Annotated in this window: 20 protein-coding genes, 1 tRNA gene and 1 pseudogene; 4 read left to right on the forward strand and 18 right to left on the reverse strand. The window is 36.3% G+C overall.

Translation table 11 applies throughout. The annotated features are described in order from the left end of the window. Positions 1–355: 355 nt before the first annotated feature. The 4 genes from QE429_RS17260 to QE429_RS17275 all read right to left on the reverse strand — a co-directional run bounded on the left by QE429_RS17260 (position 356) and on the right by QE429_RS17275 (position 2210). Complete coding sequence (locus tag QE429_RS17260) at positions 356–1135, reverse strand: hypothetical protein (protein WP_307288697.1); 780 nt, start codon at positions 1133–1135, stop codon at positions 356–358. Positions 1136–1235: 100 nt separating this feature from the next. Further along, positions 1236–1727 carry an HNH endonuclease gene (locus QE429_RS17265; protein ID WP_307288698.1) on the reverse strand — a complete coding sequence of 164 codons (492 nt, stop codon included), beginning with the start codon at positions 1725–1727 and terminating at the stop codon, positions 1236–1238. Continuing rightward, a complete protein-coding gene (locus QE429_RS17270; RefSeq protein ID WP_307288700.1) occupies positions 1699–1971 on the reverse strand; it encodes a helix-turn-helix domain-containing protein in 273 nt (90 codons plus the stop codon). Before QE429_RS17270 ends, QE429_RS17265 begins: the two co-directional genes overlap by 29 nt. A gap of 5 nt (positions 1972–1976) precedes the next feature. Continuing rightward, the gene (locus QE429_RS17275; protein WP_307288702.1) at positions 1977–2210 is read right to left on the reverse strand and encodes a helix-turn-helix domain-containing protein; all 234 of its coding nucleotides are present in this window, start codon (positions 2208–2210) and stop codon (positions 1977–1979) included. Positions 2211–3026: 816 nt separating this feature from the next. Here QE429_RS17275 and QE429_RS17280 point away from each other — a divergent pair. Continuing rightward, positions 3027–3188, forward strand: coding sequence for a hypothetical protein (locus QE429_RS17280; RefSeq protein ID WP_307288704.1), 162 nt, complete (start codon positions 3027–3029; stop codon positions 3186–3188). Between the two features lie 168 nt (positions 3189–3356). On the opposite strand, the gene QE429_RS17285 is transcribed toward QE429_RS17280, so the two are convergent. From QE429_RS17285 to QE429_RS17310, 6 genes are all read right to left on the reverse strand, one after another. Further along, positions 3357–4385 (reverse strand): HNH endonuclease, encoded by a 1029-nt coding sequence (locus tag QE429_RS17285; protein WP_307288706.1) that lies wholly within the window; start codon positions 4383–4385, stop codon positions 3357–3359. Between the two features lie 117 nt (positions 4386–4502). Continuing rightward, complete coding sequence (locus QE429_RS17290) at positions 4503–4679, reverse strand: YolD-like family protein (RefSeq protein ID WP_307288708.1); 177 nt, start codon at positions 4677–4679, stop codon at positions 4503–4505. Then, the gene (locus tag QE429_RS17295) at positions 4658–4885 is read right to left on the reverse strand and encodes a YolD-like family protein (protein ID WP_307288710.1); all 228 of its coding nucleotides are present in this window, start codon (positions 4883–4885) and stop codon (positions 4658–4660) included. The genes QE429_RS17290 and QE429_RS17295 overlap by 22 nt, the downstream gene beginning before the upstream one ends. 128 nt (positions 4886–5013) lie before the next feature. Next, positions 5014–6741 carry an NUMOD1 domain-containing DNA-binding protein gene (locus QE429_RS17300; protein ID WP_307288712.1) on the reverse strand — a complete coding sequence of 576 codons (1728 nt, stop codon included), beginning with the start codon at positions 6739–6741 and terminating at the stop codon, positions 5014–5016. Between the two features lie 260 nt (positions 6742–7001). After that, the gene (locus QE429_RS17305) at positions 7002–7955 is read right to left on the reverse strand and encodes a tyrosine-type recombinase/integrase (RefSeq protein ID WP_307288713.1); all 954 of its coding nucleotides are present in this window, start codon (positions 7953–7955) and stop codon (positions 7002–7004) included. A 210-nt stretch (positions 7956–8165) separates the two neighbouring features. Continuing rightward, positions 8166–8262: transfer RNA gene (locus QE429_RS17310), tRNA-Sec, on the reverse strand. 254 nt (positions 8263–8516) lie between these two features. Here QE429_RS17310 and QE429_RS17315 point away from each other — a divergent pair. Next, positions 8517–8948, forward strand: a complete 432-nt coding sequence (locus QE429_RS17315) for a DUF2621 domain-containing protein (protein WP_307288715.1) — start codon at positions 8517–8519, stop codon at positions 8946–8948. Positions 8949–9042: 94 nt separating this feature from the next. Continuing rightward, positions 9043–9610: pseudogene (locus QE429_RS17320) on the forward strand (dihydrofolate reductase family protein). 55 nt (positions 9611–9665) lie between these two features. Here QE429_RS17320 and QE429_RS17325 read toward each other — a convergent pair. Together QE429_RS17325 and QE429_RS17330 are read right to left on the reverse strand one after the other, a co-directional pair. Beyond that, positions 9666–10136: a CcdC family protein gene (locus QE429_RS17325; protein ID WP_307288717.1), complete on the reverse strand. Its 471-nt coding sequence runs from the start codon at positions 10134–10136 to the stop codon at positions 9666–9668. A gap of 125 nt (positions 10137–10261) precedes the next feature. Then, on the reverse strand, positions 10262–10969 hold the full coding sequence (locus QE429_RS17330) for a cytochrome c biogenesis CcdA family protein (RefSeq protein ID WP_307288719.1): 708 nt from the start codon (positions 10967–10969) through the stop codon (positions 10262–10264). A 278-nt stretch (positions 10970–11247) separates the two neighbouring features. On the opposite strand from QE429_RS17330, the gene QE429_RS17335 reads away from it, so the two are divergent. After that, positions 11248–11424, forward strand: coding sequence for an aspartyl-phosphate phosphatase Spo0E family protein (locus QE429_RS17335; protein ID WP_307288720.1), 177 nt, complete (start codon positions 11248–11250; stop codon positions 11422–11424). A gap of 68 nt (positions 11425–11492) precedes the next feature. Here the strand turns inward: QE429_RS17335 and QE429_RS17340 are convergent, their stop codons facing one another. From QE429_RS17340 to QE429_RS17365, 6 genes are all read right to left on the reverse strand, one after another. Further along, on the reverse strand, positions 11493–13286 hold the full coding sequence (locus tag QE429_RS17340; RefSeq protein ID WP_307288722.1) for an ABC transporter ATP-binding protein: 1794 nt from the start codon (positions 13284–13286) through the stop codon (positions 11493–11495). A gap of 1 nt (position 13287) precedes the next feature. Continuing rightward, positions 13288–15039, reverse strand: a complete 1752-nt coding sequence (locus QE429_RS17345; protein ID WP_307288723.1) for an ABC transporter transmembrane domain-containing protein — start codon at positions 15037–15039, stop codon at positions 13288–13290. Between the two features lie 220 nt (positions 15040–15259). Beyond that, complete coding sequence (locus QE429_RS17350; RefSeq protein ID WP_307288724.1) at positions 15260–15571, reverse strand: hypothetical protein; 312 nt, start codon at positions 15569–15571, stop codon at positions 15260–15262. A gap of 94 nt (positions 15572–15665) precedes the next feature. After that, positions 15666–15824 carry a hypothetical protein gene (locus QE429_RS17355; RefSeq protein ID WP_307288725.1) on the reverse strand — a complete coding sequence of 53 codons (159 nt, stop codon included), beginning with the start codon at positions 15822–15824 and terminating at the stop codon, positions 15666–15668. A gap of 1 nt (position 15825) precedes the next feature. Continuing rightward, positions 15826–17079: a Ger(x)C family spore germination protein gene (locus QE429_RS17360; RefSeq protein WP_307288726.1), complete on the reverse strand. Its 1254-nt coding sequence runs from the start codon at positions 17077–17079 to the stop codon at positions 15826–15828. Beyond that, positions 17054–18166 carry a GerAB/ArcD/ProY family transporter gene (locus QE429_RS17365; RefSeq protein WP_307288727.1) on the reverse strand — a complete coding sequence of 371 codons (1113 nt, stop codon included), beginning with the start codon at positions 18164–18166 and terminating at the stop codon, positions 17054–17056. Before QE429_RS17365 ends, QE429_RS17360 begins: the two co-directional genes overlap by 26 nt. Positions 18167–18169 lie beyond the last annotated feature (3 nt).

The following is an 18169-nucleotide window of genomic DNA, read 5'->3' on the forward strand; positions in this document are numbered from 1 at the left end:
TTACTTCGTCAACATAACGCCACAAACGTAATAACCTCGCTAACGCTCAGTTGAATCCTGCTTAGGCAGTCTTCACATTTAAACTAAGCCGTTTATTTAATTTGATGTGACTAAAGCTGATAAGCTTTGGTTACTTCACCGAGCCGTTAGGCGAAGGTTATTGATTATTACGTTTTTGGCGGATACCATAAATTCCGTTTACTAGAACTATAACTTCTTATTGTCTAAGATAAAGAAGTAATTTCAGAATAAAAGTGCCTCAAACCCATACTTACCAAGGTTCGAAGGTACTTTTCCTTAGTGTCAAAAAGGACACCTATTACGCCTTTTTACTGTCAAAAAAGACACCTATTTCTTATTTACCGTAAGGTGTTGAAGCGAACAACCCCCGTAAGGTATCGTCAGGCCTACCTTTCTTTCGATAGAATACATATGGATTTAAAGTGAAAATACGATCTCTTTTATCATCCTGGCGTATTGTTTCAGCAACAACGCCTATTTTCCGCAACTTATCTAATTGTTTGGACGTTTTCTTTTCATCCATACCGACCAATAACGCTATTTGGGTTTTATTCAGGAACTGAATATTCTCAGGTTCGGTAAACGGATCAGCACAGATCATATTCGTATCGTAATGTACAAATGGCAATAGCTTATACAGAAACCCTAATTCGGATGCAGATAACTCATGTATTAATTGCTTTATCATTGTAGTAAATAACTTGATGACTCTATTATGCTGCGGTTGTTGACGAAAATGAAAATAAGGATTTACGTAAAATCCCCCATTTTTCTCTATAATAATTCCGTAGTTAATCATTACTTTCCAAAACCTATTAAAGGTCGATTTGGATGTACTAACTGCTTTTGGCATTTCGTTTCTAGTGAGTTTTAACTTTCCTGTTCCGTATTCCATATAACATTGAAGAATCATAAGGTAACCACAATGAACAGTGGAGACATTGGAAATAATGAATTTAATGGTATCCATGTCTGCAAACGAAAAATGGCGGTTATCCTTGTTAATAATTTGTTTAAATGCTTCATCAGAAGCTCTAGCTCGTAGGTAATACTCACCCATATCAAAGTATTCTCCTGTACTTACATCTACAAGTTTTCTGTTTTCAGTTGCCATTTATTTAGCCTCTTTCCATACTGTTTTCGTATTTAATATAAATAGACGGCACTCCCTTGCTCTGCAAACTAATGGAGAACCGCCTATAAAACTAGCAAAACTATTCAATTATCCTATTGATTATAATCTTGATAGGTGTGTTGTCTTTATTATTCCCTGCTTCTTCATGTATGGCTCGATTCCTATAGTGAAACACCTTGTCTTCATTCGAAAAATCAGCGGTCATTTCCATGTCCTTAAGTCGGCTTTTCAGGGTAGTCTTTTTTATTCCGAAACGTCTAGTAATCATATCAATTGGAACTCCATTTTGATGCATAAAGCGTATCTCTAGGTAATCAATAGCAGCGTACTCCCAAGGTTGTCGAAATCGCTCTATTTTGTCATTATTGTTTTCCAGGGGAGTTCCCACTTCCAAATGATCGACATTAACGCAGTACGGTTTATCGCATTTGTGCCGAACCACTTCGCCAGGTTCTAGCGGACGTTTCTTCAATTCAAAGGAGGCTCTATGGGAACGGTATAATTTCCCGTTCATTCGGAACTGACCATATCCTTCCTTGGACTTATATCCATTCCCAAACGTGACACCCATGTTCGTCTTCAGTCCACTTTTCGTCAAAACGTTGTAAAACCGTTGGCTTCCATTTCGTAACTCCCTTTAGTGCCTTTGTAATCTGCTCAACAGTTACACCGAATTCCTTGGCTAATTGCTTATATGAACATTTAGTGGTGGTATATCGGTTTCTAATCTGTTGAATTTTATCATCGGTTAATTTATTATTTCTTCTAAGTCCTTTTTCTTCATTTTTCATCCTTATTACTTTTTTAAATTCCATTTTTATCACTCCATGGTCGTTATTTTGTAGTTTTTTAACACTTTGAGTTCAAAAGAAATTGGTTTTTCCGCAATCTCGTTTCCAACAAACTCAATATCGATTAGAACTGCATCAGTAATTCCCACAGCCCGTTTAAAGTTCTTCGCAAAATTACGTGTAATAGGTTTTGTTTTCTTCTCAACCGCTGACACTAGGCTTTTACTTACACCCATCCGATCGGCAAGTTCACCCTGGGACATCCCCCAGATACGCTCTTACAACCCTAATTGTTGTTGCTGTTACCATACTAAAACCTCCCTTCTTGTCTATAGAATAATCCGACCACTTTTACGAAAAGTATCGCCTGTACAGAAAAATTATTTCTAATTTAATCCCTACACCCCGTTTATCCGACCCCTAGGAGCAACCGTTTCGGTTTTTATGAAAAAAATATAAAAAAACGCAACCTAATTGGCTGCGCTTTTGAAAGTTCTATTTAAATTCATTTATTTCAATCTCCTAATGTTTCCATTCTATAGTTATCCATGATTAACATCATCTGCTGACGAAAATGCTCTTCAGGTGATAACTTATGAAATTGCTCTTCCATTAGAACCATTGTCGCTAATTTATTTGAATTATTTTCATCCAAAAAATAATTTTCAATAACGTTTACTAGGCGGACATAATCTTTTTGCGGGATTCGTTTTATAAGCTGGATAAGATAATTTTCATTTATTTCTATTACACCTTTTTGCTCTTTCCTAACAAGTTCTCTTTTTTCTAATTGATTATAAGAATTAATGATTTGCCGCCTAGTGAAGTGGTCCTTGAAGTTCTTAATAATCAGGTTTGAATCAAACCAATATTTACAGTATAATTATTTCTTATATTTTTCCAAATCATTCTTGCGGCTACTGAAGTCCTTTTATCTACCAAATTTTCTTCACTCACTACCATATAGTACATTTTCTTTCACCACCTATTTTTTCCTATCTTATAAAATAAAAGCACGTACACACAACGTCCACATAATGTTTACAAAATTTGTGCAACGTATTAGCAAGTTAATGGAGATGTGGTGTAGTTTAGTGAATGAATTATTAGAGGCGAAGTTAACCATTGCTCGTATTAAAGTTCAGCTACTTGATTTGACTGGCGAGTTGATTGCAAATGATTTATCTGACAACGGAGTACGCTATTCAGCGAATGCTAAAAGTAGTGGAATACATCGATGAATATGACGTGAAGGTTAGCGATATAGAAGCGTAAAGCCCCGGTCATGTACCGAGGCCCTTTTTTATCAAATTATCACATTTAGTTGTGGGTACAGTAATGACTACATCACCAAATTTCCCTTAAGAAGAAATTACTCCTGGCTGTTAAGAACTAACTAAACTATTAATCTATACCGTTTTTCTATTACTTATAATTCGTTCTTTTAATTGTCCAATCGTCAAATACTCGCCATTTTCTTTAAGATGTAGCATTGCATGGCAGTTCGGACAAACAGGGATTAAATCGTTTATTGGATCTACAATATAGCCCTGTTGTATTTCGTGCAAAGGTATTATGTGGTGGACATGGATAAAATCTTTTCCTACTGCTCCATATGTATCCTCAAAATTCAGATCACAAATTTGACATTGGACACCGTAATGATCCATACATCGCTTGCGAGCAATAGGATTGCGTTCATATCTATTGACCATAACAGTTTTGCGCATACCTTCTTCTAAATTATCAGGGACTTCATCTGGATAATAACCTTCTGTTAGATCCTTTTCAAAGAACGGCATGATATATTCCCTAAGTTCCCCATTAAGTTTCATCGGACCTTGGACATTCGCTTTCAAACCATGTTCACGTAATTTAGCGAGAGATAGCTCAGGATTATCCACCTTTTCCAGAAAACGAAAACGAGTCCATTTTCCTCCTTTGGATTCCTCAAATTTCTTTAAATCCTTCCAAAACATTTTATTATTCTTAACCTCATTAGGTGGTACTAACCCTTGTATAATTTCAACTTTAAAACAGACTTGTTGAATATTTCCTGAAACATATATAAATAAAATATCACCATTTTCAAAATTCCGAGATCGTTTCCATTCTAAAGTTTCACATTCACTATACGCCCTGGCTAAATCAAATTCTTCTGGATTATTTGATATTAACCAAATACGACGAGCATTTTCATGGTCACTTTCTTCAAGTACTTGACGACGCTTGGCGGCAACTTCTTCAGGTGCAACAAAACGATATTCGTCACCATTAAAATTATAAGGAATGCTATAAACATAGCCACGTTCAATCGAATCGTAGAGCTTATATTTACTTGTATTCAGATGCTCCTCTAAGGATCTTGCAGATTCTTGAATATTTGTTGCTTCAAATAACAGTTTATCATTTTTGATAATTGTAATTGGGCATGCCATATAATTGCCTCCATTAGATATAAATGATTTATAACCTTTATTTTACACTATTGAAGTGCCCTTAACATTTAGGGAACCTGGTTCAGTAGTTTAAAATGTGTTGGAAACATATATCGCCTATTCAACAACAATCACTCCTACTACATCCTCAAATGCAATCCTTTCAAAATCTCCTGGCCATACCTCAACACGAAGCTGCATTGTAATCAGATCAACGCAATGGATTCGACCAGTTATCTCGTGTGTAATTCCGTCATCCCATATCGTCAGCTTTACCGCAAGACGGTATTCCATCGTATAACATATTCGTTGGTCGAATTCGTCGATTTCGTAAGTATCGGCTTTTTAATCCGCTCATCATCTTTCCATACATCACGCAGCGCTTTAATAAGTTCTGGCATTCCAAAGGCGAACCGCCACTTCTTTTTACCACGGTCACGAATCGCCAAATTAATCACCTCATACTTATTATAACGAACAAACGTTCCTTGTGTATACAAAATAAAAAGGGATCCTTATAGATCCGCTTCTAATTTTTTCTTTAATATAAGCACCCGTTATTAAACAAGGCAGTGCTTGCAATTTGTTTGCTCTATCTTTTAAATAAGGTAATAACTTTATTCTTCTATCATTCTAACAAAACTTCGTAATCTTCTTTGTACATCCATTTGAAACCATAGGCTGTTTTTGTTATACCTCTACAACATGCAGAAATGTTGAAATAGTCTTTTCCAATTTCGTTAGCAGCTTCTTTCATACTTGAATATTCATTGATGAAATTACCTTTTAAATCTAATTGAACGATGCTTTTTTTTCCACTATATTTTACTTCAAGTATTGGCATATTATTTTTGGTGCATGCCTCATATTTTTCTTTGTACATCCATATGAAGCCATGAGCTGATTGTGTTAAACCTGTACAACATGCAGAAATTAACTTCATGTTTATTCCGAGTTCATCGGCAGCCTCGGTCATGCTAGTCCAATTTCTGATAATTTTTCCTTTTAAATTACACTGCACGATTTCTCGTTTATTTCCAACAGCATCATAATCACACCAACCTAATTCGTTTCCTTGTGCTAAATAATTAATAATTGTTGATCTACTCATCTTCATAATTTTACATATTTTTGTAGTTGATTTAATTCCCTGTTGCCATAAATCACAAGCGGTTTTTACTAAATTATGGCAAGCAGTTTCATGACATTTCAACCAATCAATGTGTTCGAGATCGAATAGGCTTGCTAAACAACTGGAAAGGATGCTGTTTTTGATATGTTTCATTGTTGACTCACTACAATCTAATGGTACATAAATTTCAATCCCATTTTCTATGGCAATTGTTTGTTTTAATTTGTCGTTTTCTTGTTCTTCCTTTAATGTCTTACTACGCAAAGAACTTTTTGATCTTCTCGTTTCTTTATAGTGTTGTTCACCATGAGGTTCAATAATCATTTTCAGAAAAGGGATATGGAAATCGTATCTTTTATCTCCATTTAATTTTGGATTTTCATGTGATACATTTTTGGACCAATCGAATGTTTTTTGAGTTTCAAAATCAATATTTAATTGAGTCAACAACTCAAAGACGAATTTTTCAGGATAACTCACCCCATCTGTACATGTTGAGCATGATATCCGTCCTCGGCTAACTACTTTATTGACAGCCATACTTTTTTCACGACCACATTGTTCGCATATAAAAACCTCATACTTATCACTTCCAGCAGAGATTTCATAACCTCGTTCTTCATCTTTTAACCATTCTGCGAAGTGAGGATGCGTCGTCCATAAATCATTGAATCCTTTTAAAATACTTTGCCCTGAACAATAAGTACAGTTACTTTTTCTATTGGTTCTCTTTGCAGGGCTCATAGTATATTCGTGTTTATATTTAGGACATATCCAAAGATATTCGTCAGCAGATGCTCGTGATATATTATTTGGCGTTTTAGGGTTTTTATCACTAAATTCGGTTAACAAATATTCCATTGCATTGTTTAACGCATAATACTCTAATGAATTTTCATATGGAGGATTATCTTTTCTTGAAGAACCCGCTACAATAAGCCCACATTTCTTGCATCGATCTTTCCCATCATTATTTCTGTTGCGCATAATTTTATTGTGAGTTTGATTTGAAATTTGTATCTTGCAATCGTCACAAATCTTAGTTAATTTTACATTAGAACTTTTTGGCAAATCTTCAATTTTTACTACTATTTTTGTTCCTTTTGGTATGACCATTTTTCCTAATTTGTTTTTATATCTAGGTATCTCATAACTCAAATTTTCAAAATGCTTAACGATATTTCCAGTTAAAAAAATCTCAACTTCTGTTTCCAGTATGGCCAATCTTTTTTCTCCTTATCTTTACATATTTATGTTCTACTATTCTATTTTTTCGTTCGGTATCCTTATTGCCATTTCAACCACATAATCATTTTTTAGTTTAGTAGCAATCATTGCAATCCATCTATCAGTCATGGTTTCACACAATTTATTTTAATTATACAGCATACATTATTCCACAACTTTCGCAAATCTGCCACGTTAGTTTAAAAACGAACTAAATAAAAAAAACGCCACCAATTAAGGTGACGTAATATATGAAACTATTTAAATACGTAATTTAACGGGGAATGCACACTATGTTGATTTTGAATGTCCATATTCGTCATCTGCACATATCTCCGAACCATATTCATATGTGAGTGACCAAGAATCCTTTGCAAACTAAACGGATCCCCTCCGTTAAGTATATAGAATAAAGCTCCTGTATGCCTAAGGGTATGTGGGCTGACTCGCTTATTCGTAATTTTTGCAACCTGACCATATAAGCGTAAATTTTCTCGTACTGTCGCTTCACTAATTCGCTCGCCTTCATACGAAAGAAATACGTAATCATTGCCGAACTCTTCAGTTTCACGCAAATATTCGCTTAACAATTTGGCAGTCCGTGGAGAAATCGGCACAACACGACCAACACGTGTCTTCGTATCTGCTGCCTCCAAGCGAATTGACATAGTTTTTAAATCAATGTTTTGCCGTTTCATATCCACCAGTTCACATACCCGTACCATTGTATCGAGCAATACAAATGTGATTACCTTAGTACGAAAACCAACGTAATTATCATCGTCAATTGCAGCTATTAATCTCCGATACTCCTCAACTGTAAATGACTCAACAACATCAATAGGTGCCTTTATCGGCTTAAAACGTTTGTGAATAGGTTCGTTAATCCACATTTTATCCTCGAAAGCATATCGTAGAAATGACCGCATTGTTCTAACACGAATATTTACAGTATATGGCGAGTAATCCATTTCCTCTAACATAAAGGTGATCCAACCGAGGAAAAGCTCAGTCGTCATTTCATCAGTTGATAACTCACGGTTAATATAATCCTTAAAGTATCCGAAGTTATTATAGTGTTCGGCAATTGTCCGTTTTGCTAGACCTTCCCCCTTCTTAACGAGCATATACTCCTCGAACATTTGGGTGATGGTAAGTGAAACATCATCGTTGCTAACAATTCTCTTCCGTCTTGTTAAATTTTTACGCATAATAAAAAATCCCCTTTCAACAGTTTAAAATCTGCGTAAGAGGACGAACGAATAACTTTCACAGTTTCAAGCAACGTTCCAAACAGTCTTAACCGACAGTCTTTCACAGTCTTTCGTGAAACTGGGAGAAAACTGTGTAGTTGAACGGAATCAATCAACGCTAACATCACGCTATCAATCATCGTAAAAACAGCGTCATTATTAAATAGTTGGCGGGACTGCGTGGGAATCGAACCCACCAGACCTGGCACGCAGGTCTCAGGCAGTTTTGAAGACTGTGGAGGACACCAGTACCCCATTCAGCCCCACAAGTGAAAGTTGACATTATGTCGTTAGAATGACTAAACGGCTCTTATCCAGTTCCTATCATTTGTAATCATAATACAATGGAAAATAGTAATTATCAATAGAATGAGATTTTTTGTCACTTTTTTGACAATTCTCTATCTTTACGAGCAAAAATTCAGCTCTATCATTTTCTTCAAATAGGATCATTACTTGTCATCTAATCCAAAAAAAGTCTATAATAAGATGAAAAAATAGTTTTTGTAGGTGAATAGAATGCAGCAGTTGAGCGGTTGGTTTTTGTGGTTTATAATGTTCTGGGTCGTTTTTCTAGTAGGTTCATTCGCAATTGGCGGTTTTTTTATGTTCCGCAAGTTTCTGAAAAAGATGCCAAAAGAAGACGGTAGATCGGATATGGATTGGGAAGAACATTATGTAAATGAAACGCGTCACCTTTGGGGTGCTGAAGAAAAGGCTTTACTTGAAGATTTAGTCAGCCCTGTACCTGAGCTGTTCCGTGATGTAGCCCGTCATAAAATTGCTGGGAAAATTGGTGAACTGGCGTTGAATGAGAAAGTGGATAAGATTTCGGAAGAACTGGTCATTCGTGGGTATATCCAGGCTACACCGAAAAGAGATCATAAATTCTTACGGAAAAAGCTTTTTGAAAATAGAATTGACGTAACGCCATACGAGCATTTATTCTGAGCCGTTCACCTTTGAACGGTTTTTTATTTTCCAAAGGACTCTGATAATATTTTGAATAAATGACATTATCTGTTTGATAACAGGAGGAATAGGTATGACAAATAACGTAAAGCAGAGAAAGATTATTTTAGATTTAGCAGTTACTTTAGATGGTTTTATTGAAGGGAAAAATGGCGAAGTTGATTGGTGCATCATTGACTCTGAGATGGAGTTTAATCATTTTCTAAACCAAATTGATACTATTTTATATGGAAGAAAAAGCTACTGATTTATGGGGAAAATTCACTCCAGAAACTAAAGATAAAACTGAAATAGAATTCTGGGAATCAGTTCATAGTAAAGAAAAATATGTGTTTTCCAAAACACAAAAAAAGAGTGAGAAAAAAACAATATTTATTAATGATGATATTCATGAAGAAGTTTTAAAACTAAAGAAAAAGCCTGGCAAAGATATCTGGCTATATGGGGGAGCAAGCCTTATTACTACTTTTATCAATTTAGGACTTGTTGATGAATTTAGGTTATCTGTTCACCCTATCATTTTGGGAGAAGGAAAACCGTTGTTTATTGATATAAAACAGAGATTGAATTTAAAATTGGTCAATACTAGAACCTTCTCTTCTGGAGTTGTGCAACTAATTTATCATTGGAATGAAAATTAATAGTATCATAAAACAAAAAACACTGATCCACAACAGATCAGTGTTTTACTATTTTTTAATTTCTCTGTAACTCTTTATATAGTTTCATATAAGAACGATACATGGCGATCCGCCAAGGGACAATCATGCTGAAGGCGAGCAGGAAGAACATTCCGCTTAACTGACCGAAATCAATTGTGCTGCTTAAGATCGATTTTGCCACGAGGCGGACGACTAACAAGCCGACTAAGATAAACACAAATGCCTTGGAGCGTTTTAAATAAATATCGTTGTCACGAACCTCAAACTTGGAGGTTTTGATTAATAAGATAGAAAAAAGCATCCCGACGATAACGGCCTCTAAAATTTCCATTGGGGTTAAACGAAATTCAGGTACCACATACATCAAGGCCCCGCTGGACATGAAAACAGGCGGTAGAATAATCTTTTTTACATTTGCAGGTTTCTTTGCGGCTTTCATACGAACAAAAAGTACAAAAAGGCCCATAAAGACTGCACCGATTGAAGAAACAACAACGTAGTTCATTGGGTTCAATCTTCCTTTATCTAATTATTTACTTCCCCATTATAGCTTATATGACCGCGAATGAAAAAATATTTTCACTGTATCGGCATCCATTTTTGAACTACATTAGTGAAATTTTACTAATCTTAAAATCCAGTAAAGCCACCAAACATGCTTTGGAAGATAATAATAATTTTTGTCATCCAGTCAAAGAAAAGTACAATCCCCATGATGATCATAATGTATCCGCCGATTTTAACAATCTTGCCACTGTTCTTGCGAATCCATTGCATCTTTCCAACAAAGAACGATAAGATTAAGAACGGTATGGCAAACCCTAATGAATAGGCTGTCATGTATAAAACACCTGATCCAGGATTAGAGCCTGCAAGCAGAATAACTGATGATAAAATAGGTCCAGTACAAGGCGTCCATCCAGCGGCAAAGGCCATCCCAATTAGGACGGAACCAATAAATCCAGAAGGTCGATTTTTAAACTCTAACTTGCGATCTTTCATTAAAAATTCCGGTTTAATAATACCAACAATCATGAGTCCAAAGAATACAATAAATATTCCACCGAGCTGGCGAATTAAATCTTTGTACTCATAAAAGAAACGGCCAATAAAGGAAGTCCCGAAACCAATGGCTATGAAAATAGCCGAAAAACCTAAAAGGAAAAAGATCGTATGTAGAAGACTTCTCTTTTGAAGCATAGCATTTTCGGTTTTTAATTCACCAACAGACATGCCCGTGATATAAGACAAAAATGCAGGATAAAGCGGTAAACAGCATGGTGAGATAAAACTTAAAAATCCGGCACCAAGGGCTATAAATATATTTATATCCGTCATATTAACACTCCCACTATAGTCGATACCTCTTCATTCTAACAAATCTTTCAACCAAATGATAATGATTAAACGTGAATATTTTGTGTCTCAATAGCACCGTTCCAAGATTCATTCATATTTTCCAACTAACACCTAAAATGTTGGATATTTATTTACAAATCTCTTTGAAGTAATTTACATTATAGGTTATACTAGTAAAACAATGTCATTTTGGTAGACTTGTATCCAACTTACACTAAAACCAAAAACTAGGAGTTACTCCGGAAAGGACCTCGGCCGTGTTGAAACAGGAATTAATTGCCCTAATTGAAAAAAAGCGTGCTGAATTAATTCAAGTCGCAATAACAAACGGCTTGACTTCCTCCGCAGCAATTCGCTATAGTCAGGAACTTGATCATCTATTAAATGAATATAATAAAGTATATATAAAAAAAGTTCCATCATCGGCTTGTTAGAGACAAGCACTTAACTAAAAAATTGACTTCTTAAATAGAAAAGCCTGGCGCACGCCAGGCTTTTTCTATTAATTCACAACATCCTCCAGACGCTCCACTCCCCCATTTTGCAAGAGGAACATCTTGTGGTATAACCCACCCAAAGCCAACAGCTCTTGATGAGTCCCCCGTTCGACGATTTCCCCTTGATGAAGGACTAAGATTAAATCCGCATCCTGAATGGTGGATAACCGGTGGGCAATCGCGATCGTCGTCCGACCCTTTCGCATTTTCGCCAATGCCGTCTGAATCGCTTCTTCTGTTTCCGTATCAATATTGGCAGTAGCCTCATCGAGAACCAGTATTTTCGGATTGGCCGCAATCGTCCTTGCAAAGGCAATTAACTGGCGCTGGCCACTTGAAAAAGTAGAGCCTCTTTCCACTACTTTATGGTTGTATCCGTCATCTAGTTTTTCGATAAACGTATGCGCTTGAACAAATCGTGCTGCAGCTTCGACTTGTTCGTCTGTCATCCCTTCATTATGAAGACGAATATTATCCTTTACCGTTCCGTAAAACAGGAACGGATCCTGGAGTACAAGCCCCATCTTCTCTCTTAATTCAGGCTTCGTAAAATCACGAATAGATGCGCCGTCAATTAAAATCTCCCCACGTTCGAATTCATAGAATCGCATCATAAGATTAATAATAGAACTCTTTCCGCTTCCTGTGTGTCCGACAAGAGCAACCGTTTCCCCTGGATTAGCGGTAAAGGTGATATCCTTCAAAACATCCCGTTTTCCATCGTAGGAAAAACTAAGATTCCTAAACTCAATCCTTCCCTCATCAAGCGAAATTGTTTTTTCTTCCTTTTGTGAGGGAGCTAAATCTTCTTCATCTAATAGTTTAAATACACGCGAGCCCGCTACAATGGCTTGTTGATAGAGGGAGAGTCTCATCATCATTTGATTAACCGGCTCAAAGAATCGATCTAAATAATTGATAAATGCATAGATGACGCCGATTTCAACACTATGTTGAAAGGAAGTAATCCCGAAAAAGCTCAACACAAGAATTAAAGCAAAAGTATAAATAAGGTCAATTGCCGGTCTTAATAACAAGCCATCAATCTTGATATTTTTCATCCCTGCATTGTAATGCTTTTCGTTGATATCCCCAAACTCAGTACGAAGGCGTTTTTCCTGACGAAAGACTTGGATAATGGACATTCCCTGTAATGATTCACTTAATTTCGCATTCAACTGGCTGAGTCTTTCCCGCATATCAAGATAGAATCGTGAGCTTAGTTTTCTATATAAACTCATGACAAATATTAAGATCGGGAGAATAATGACACAAATGAACGCAAGCTTTACGTTTAAAATAAACATGGCAATAAATATTCCAGTGAGCAAGAAACCACTTTGGATAAAGGTCGCAAGAACGGTAACAAACATATCCTTAATGGCTTCCGTATCATTCGTCACGCGAGACACAATGCTTCCTGCAGGCGTTTTATCAAAGTATCTTAACCCGAGTGCTTGAACCTTTGCAAAAACATCGATGCGAAGCTGCTGGATAATATATAAAGCAATTTCTTGGAATTTAACAAACTGAAAAAATAGCAGGATTGCTTTTACCACTTGGATGCCCATGTAAACCGAACCAAGGACGAGTAATGGCTGAAACTCAAGCTTTCCTGGTGTTAAATAGTCATCAATAAATATTTTAACAATAATGGGGAGAACGATATCTCCAATCGTTGTGAGTAATAATAAGACAAAAGCAACACTGATCATTTTCTTGTGTGGTTTGGTATAGGAAAGAAGGCGAAATAAGATTTTTCTTTGTTCCCGTTCTGATAATTGTATTTTTTCATCCATTTTAATGCCCTCCATGCTCAACCAACTCTTCTAGCTGTTGGCGTAAATACATTTCCTTGTACCATCCATCATTCATCATCAATTCCTCATGCGTACCGCGTTCGATTACTCTTCCTTCATCCATGACAAGAATGAGATTGGCGTGTTGAATAGCACTTAAACGATGGGATGTGATAATGGTTGTTTTCCCTTCACGATTCTCCCTTAATGATGTGAGAATCGCTTCCTCAGTTTTCGCATCGACGGCAGATAATGAATCATCAAGAACCAAAACTTCGGGATTCATCAAGAGAGCACGTGCTATGGAAATCCGCTGTTTTTGTCCTCCCGATAAAGACACACCGCGTTCTCCAACAATCGTTTGATATCCATCCGTAAATTGAAGAATATCTTCATGGATATTGGCCAGTTTTGCCGCATTCCTAACCTCTAGCTCCGATGCTGTAGGATTCGTAAAGGCAATATTTTCAGCAACGGTTGCCGAAAATAAGAAATGATCCTGTGGGACGTAGCCTATGGCTTCCCGCAATTTTTCCAGCTTGTAATTTTGCAGCTTTTCTCCGCCAAAAAGGATGTCACCTTTATATCCTTCAAACTCCCTAATCAGCAGCTTTAATAGAGTTGTTTTACCTGATCCTGTTTTGCCAACAATACCTAAGGTCTCCCCGGAAGATAGGGTAAAGACCACATCTTCTAAAATTGGTCTCAATTCCCCTGGATACGTAAATTCATCAATTTGATAATGAATATCCCCATATGGCACGATATCCAATGCTTCTTCCGAATCCGTTATCTCTACCCTTTCACTCAGTAGTGCTTTCACACGATCATAAGAGGCACGGCCCCGTTCAACAATATTAAATAACCAGCCGAACGCAAGCATCGGCCACACCAATAATCCTAGATAGGTAGTAAACGAGATTAACTCCCCTATTGTTAGTTCCCCATTGATGACATACTTCGCTCCGAAGGCAATGGATAAAAAGAAAGAAATACCTACAATAATGGAAATCGTAGGGTCGTATAGTGAGTCGATCTTAGCCACAATAATATTTTTCTGCACCACATCTTCTGATTGTTTGCGGAAGTCTTCAATATCCTCTTGCTCTTGCCCAAACGTTTTGATGACCTTAATTCCAGTGATGCTTTCCTGCGTTTTATCGTTTAAGGAAGAAAATGCTTCTTGGGCTTTATAAAAACTCTTATGTAACATCGATCCAAACCAGCTGGTCAACATGGCCATGAAGGGCATAGGTATTAAACAAATCAAAGTTAATTTCCAGCTAATTGTAAAGGCCATGGCAATAATGACGAAGCCACCGGTAGAGAGGGAATCGACTAAGGTCAGTACCCCCGCTCCCGCCGTCTGCTGGATCGCAGATAGGTCATTGGTTGCGTGTGCCATTAGATCTCCAATCCTGCTTTTTTGATAAAAAGAGGGAGACATTTTTGTAAAATGATGATATAAACGATTTCTCAAGATTTTGCTCAGTTTGACCGCTGACCCAAAAATTCGAATCCTCCAATAATACCGTAGGACATACATCGAAATCCCTACCGCGATAAGAACCAGTACCCACTGAACTAGGATCCCCCTTGTCATCGTCCCTTCGTTGATATGGTCAGCAACTATTCCGATAATTTTTGGCGGCACTAATTGCAGTACTGCGACAAGCATTAATAAAACAATGCCTGAAATATACGCCTTTTTCTCTTGCTTAAAAAACCAGCCTAATTCTAAAAATACTTTCATCCAACCGCCCCCAAAACACGTTAAAGTGACACACCTTCTGCAAATGGTTAAAAATATTACGAAATGCGAAGAAGTTTATTCCCGAGGTTTTATTTTATCAAATATTTACAAAATAATAAACATTTAGATAATATTCCTATCCATATAAAAAAGTACTCTAAAATAGAGTACCTCAACAAATTAACTATAAAATGATAGCACTTGGGAGATAAAAGAAGGATTATTCTTTTACCCATTTTCTTAGTTTTAGATAACTATTAAATCTGTTGTTGGCATGACAATTTGGACATTTGACGATAACCTCGAGATCAACGATTTGTTGAGATTCTTTATTCAGGACATTGCTAACCACTTTTTTATTTAAAGGAAATACTTGATCCGTCAATTCACAAAACGGATACTGCTTTTTTAATTCTTCTACATCATTTTCTCCTCGAACAATCGCCACATACTGAATATCCGTTTCACAATATAGACATTCATTTTTACCAACCACCACGTTATCTAAACCTTCAATGACCTTCTGACTCATAGCTGTATCACCTCCTATCCCTTACTAATAGTTAGACATGATAGAAGGTGGTTCCTGCTAATTTTTTTAAACATTTATTGAACTTTACAATCTATTATTTCATGAAAACAAAGTATGGTGCCACTAAGATAAACAAAGTCATGAACATCATCACTATCGAACCGTTTTTATTCTTATCTCTCCACAATGAAATGGAAAAAGCTCCACCGTATACTGCCATGAGGATAATCATAAACCATAAAGCAATTGTCATCTTAATCCCTCAATTTCTCAATATTCGGTACCTTTTCCTGTTTACCGAACTCTCCTAAGGTAATAGCTGCTTTTATTTCAACCCGTGCATCTGGATAAACCTTCATCCAATCATATTTCTCATATTCAGGTATCGTTTTGAATTTCTTTCTCACTTCAGCAGACCACATAAATGGTTCCCCTTTAAACTGTGTTTGAGTTTTTTTCACAAAATCCTCAATTTTCCCAGAGACAACCTTCTCTAAATGCTTTTTTAAAATTTTCTTCTTTTCTTCATGTGCACCATAGTTAACCATACTAGGGTCAGATAAAATTTCGATGGTGAGCGGTAAAGTAACTTTTATTTTTGGAGGACCATGGTTAATATCTATTTCAATGTCATTGTTTTGTTTCTTAATTACACGAGCAGCTACTCTCTTTTTTTTATTAAAGGGATCTGGATAGGTTGTTAACACGTCATTTAACTCAGAGGTGTCGTCTAAAAGGACTGATATTCTCGTTTCCTGTCCTGTGATTTTCCCAATCATTTTTCCTTCTTTAAACACTGCCGCACCAATAAATTGTGTTTGATTGGATGTACCTTCTGTATCTATTTCTCCTGCGAGATATTCATCTTCATTTCCCCGTTTCTCCCCCTTTTGCAATTTAGTCGTTGCATACATCGCAAGAAATAAGTCTTCATCATTTTCTGTTACCCGAAAAAATCGATGGAGGTCAGAATCTGGAATTAGACCTGTTTCAATCCCTCTTGTTATCATAAATTGAAAGTACTTATGCGGTCTCGTTTCCAATTTAGGCTTATTATTTGTAAAAAACACTCTTGGGTCTTCTTTTGAAACAATTAAATACGCGTCTCTTTTAATTTCTCTATCCTTTGTTGCATCATAAATATAGTGAATGAAATCCTTGTCACCAGCCAACTCTTCAGATACAACAAATACTCGTAAAAGGTCATAGGTCAATTCTCTTGCCACGATGGCATTTGCTGTATTTCGCGCGGTTATAAAATCATTAGCAGTAATAGTAATTATTTCACGTGCAGGTTCTTTAGATCCTGAACCGCTTTGCTGACTTCCTACTTCAGGATTGGCAATCAAAAAGGTAATATCAATCTTACTTGATTCGTGGTTCTTAGCCATACCCAATCCAATCACATAAGCCCTTTCCTCCAACTCCTTTTTATCCCAACATCCACAAAGCAACAGAATCAATCCTATATATAGAATAAGTCTATGCATTATTCTTTTTAGTTTCATTTTTAAAATCACCCTTCAGCTTTGCAATACCCCAGAGTAGAATAGGAAAAATAATGAATATCGGGGTGAAAAGTTGGTACAATGGGTCTCTTAATTTAAAAATGGTGAATGATGGGGTCTCAGGTATCATACCTACAATTAAAAATACACTAGCTAAAATAGGAATCGAATATTCAAACTGTTTTATTTTGAACAAATTCCCTAATAGGAGTGCATTTAAGTATAAATAAATAGAAAACCTCATTAAACTCGCAACAAGCCAGAAAGGAAAAAAGAAGGTATCAATGCTAGTAAGGAAATCCCCAATAGATAGATACCTAATTACTTCATGGAATGGATAAGTTAACAAGCTCGCAGGGGCATAATCAAACATGAATAAGTAAAGAACAAAGGAGATGGGAATCTCAATCGTTAAAAAAGCTAAAGCGATCCATGAGCCTTTGGAAAAAACTTTTTTAGAAGTAAAAAATGGAAAGATTAAACTGATGAATAAAAAGTCGCCATATAGCGAGGTTTTTAACGTACCTTCAGTCATTACTTCTTTAAACCCTGGACCCCAGAATGGAAAAACAGCAAATGTATTAGCATCTTTAAGAATTAATAACAATCCCAGTAATAGCGTCCCTTTAACATAAAATAGTACAATCCAAGACAAAGAAGTTAAATTTTGGATACCCTTCATTGCTGTATAAGCACATGCACCCATCAAAGCAATGAAAATGACGATCGTTGGGGTTTTTACAAAATATAGAGTTGCAATAATATCTACATAGCTCCTAGAATCCACTGCGATAACCATTGAACCATATATCCAAAAGATAAAGGAAAGTAAAAAGCCTATATATTTTCCGAATATACTAATATTAATATCATGCAGGTTTTTGGAATCATAATTGTTTAGTACTTTAATTAGAAAATATAATGGAATAACTGTAATGACACCACCAATTAATGGTCCCATCCACGCAGCACTCTTCAAACTGTCAAAATATAGAGCGGGGGTACTATCAGAAAGTTTCACCCCAATAATCAAGAGCATGGTAGCGACATATTCTCTTATCCCAACTGTGCCATTCGACTGGTTCATAGT

It is taken from the genome of Bacillus sp. SORGH_AS_0510, from assembly GCF_030818775.1.
GTDB lineage: Bacteria > Bacillota > Bacilli > Bacillales > Cytobacillaceae > Neobacillus.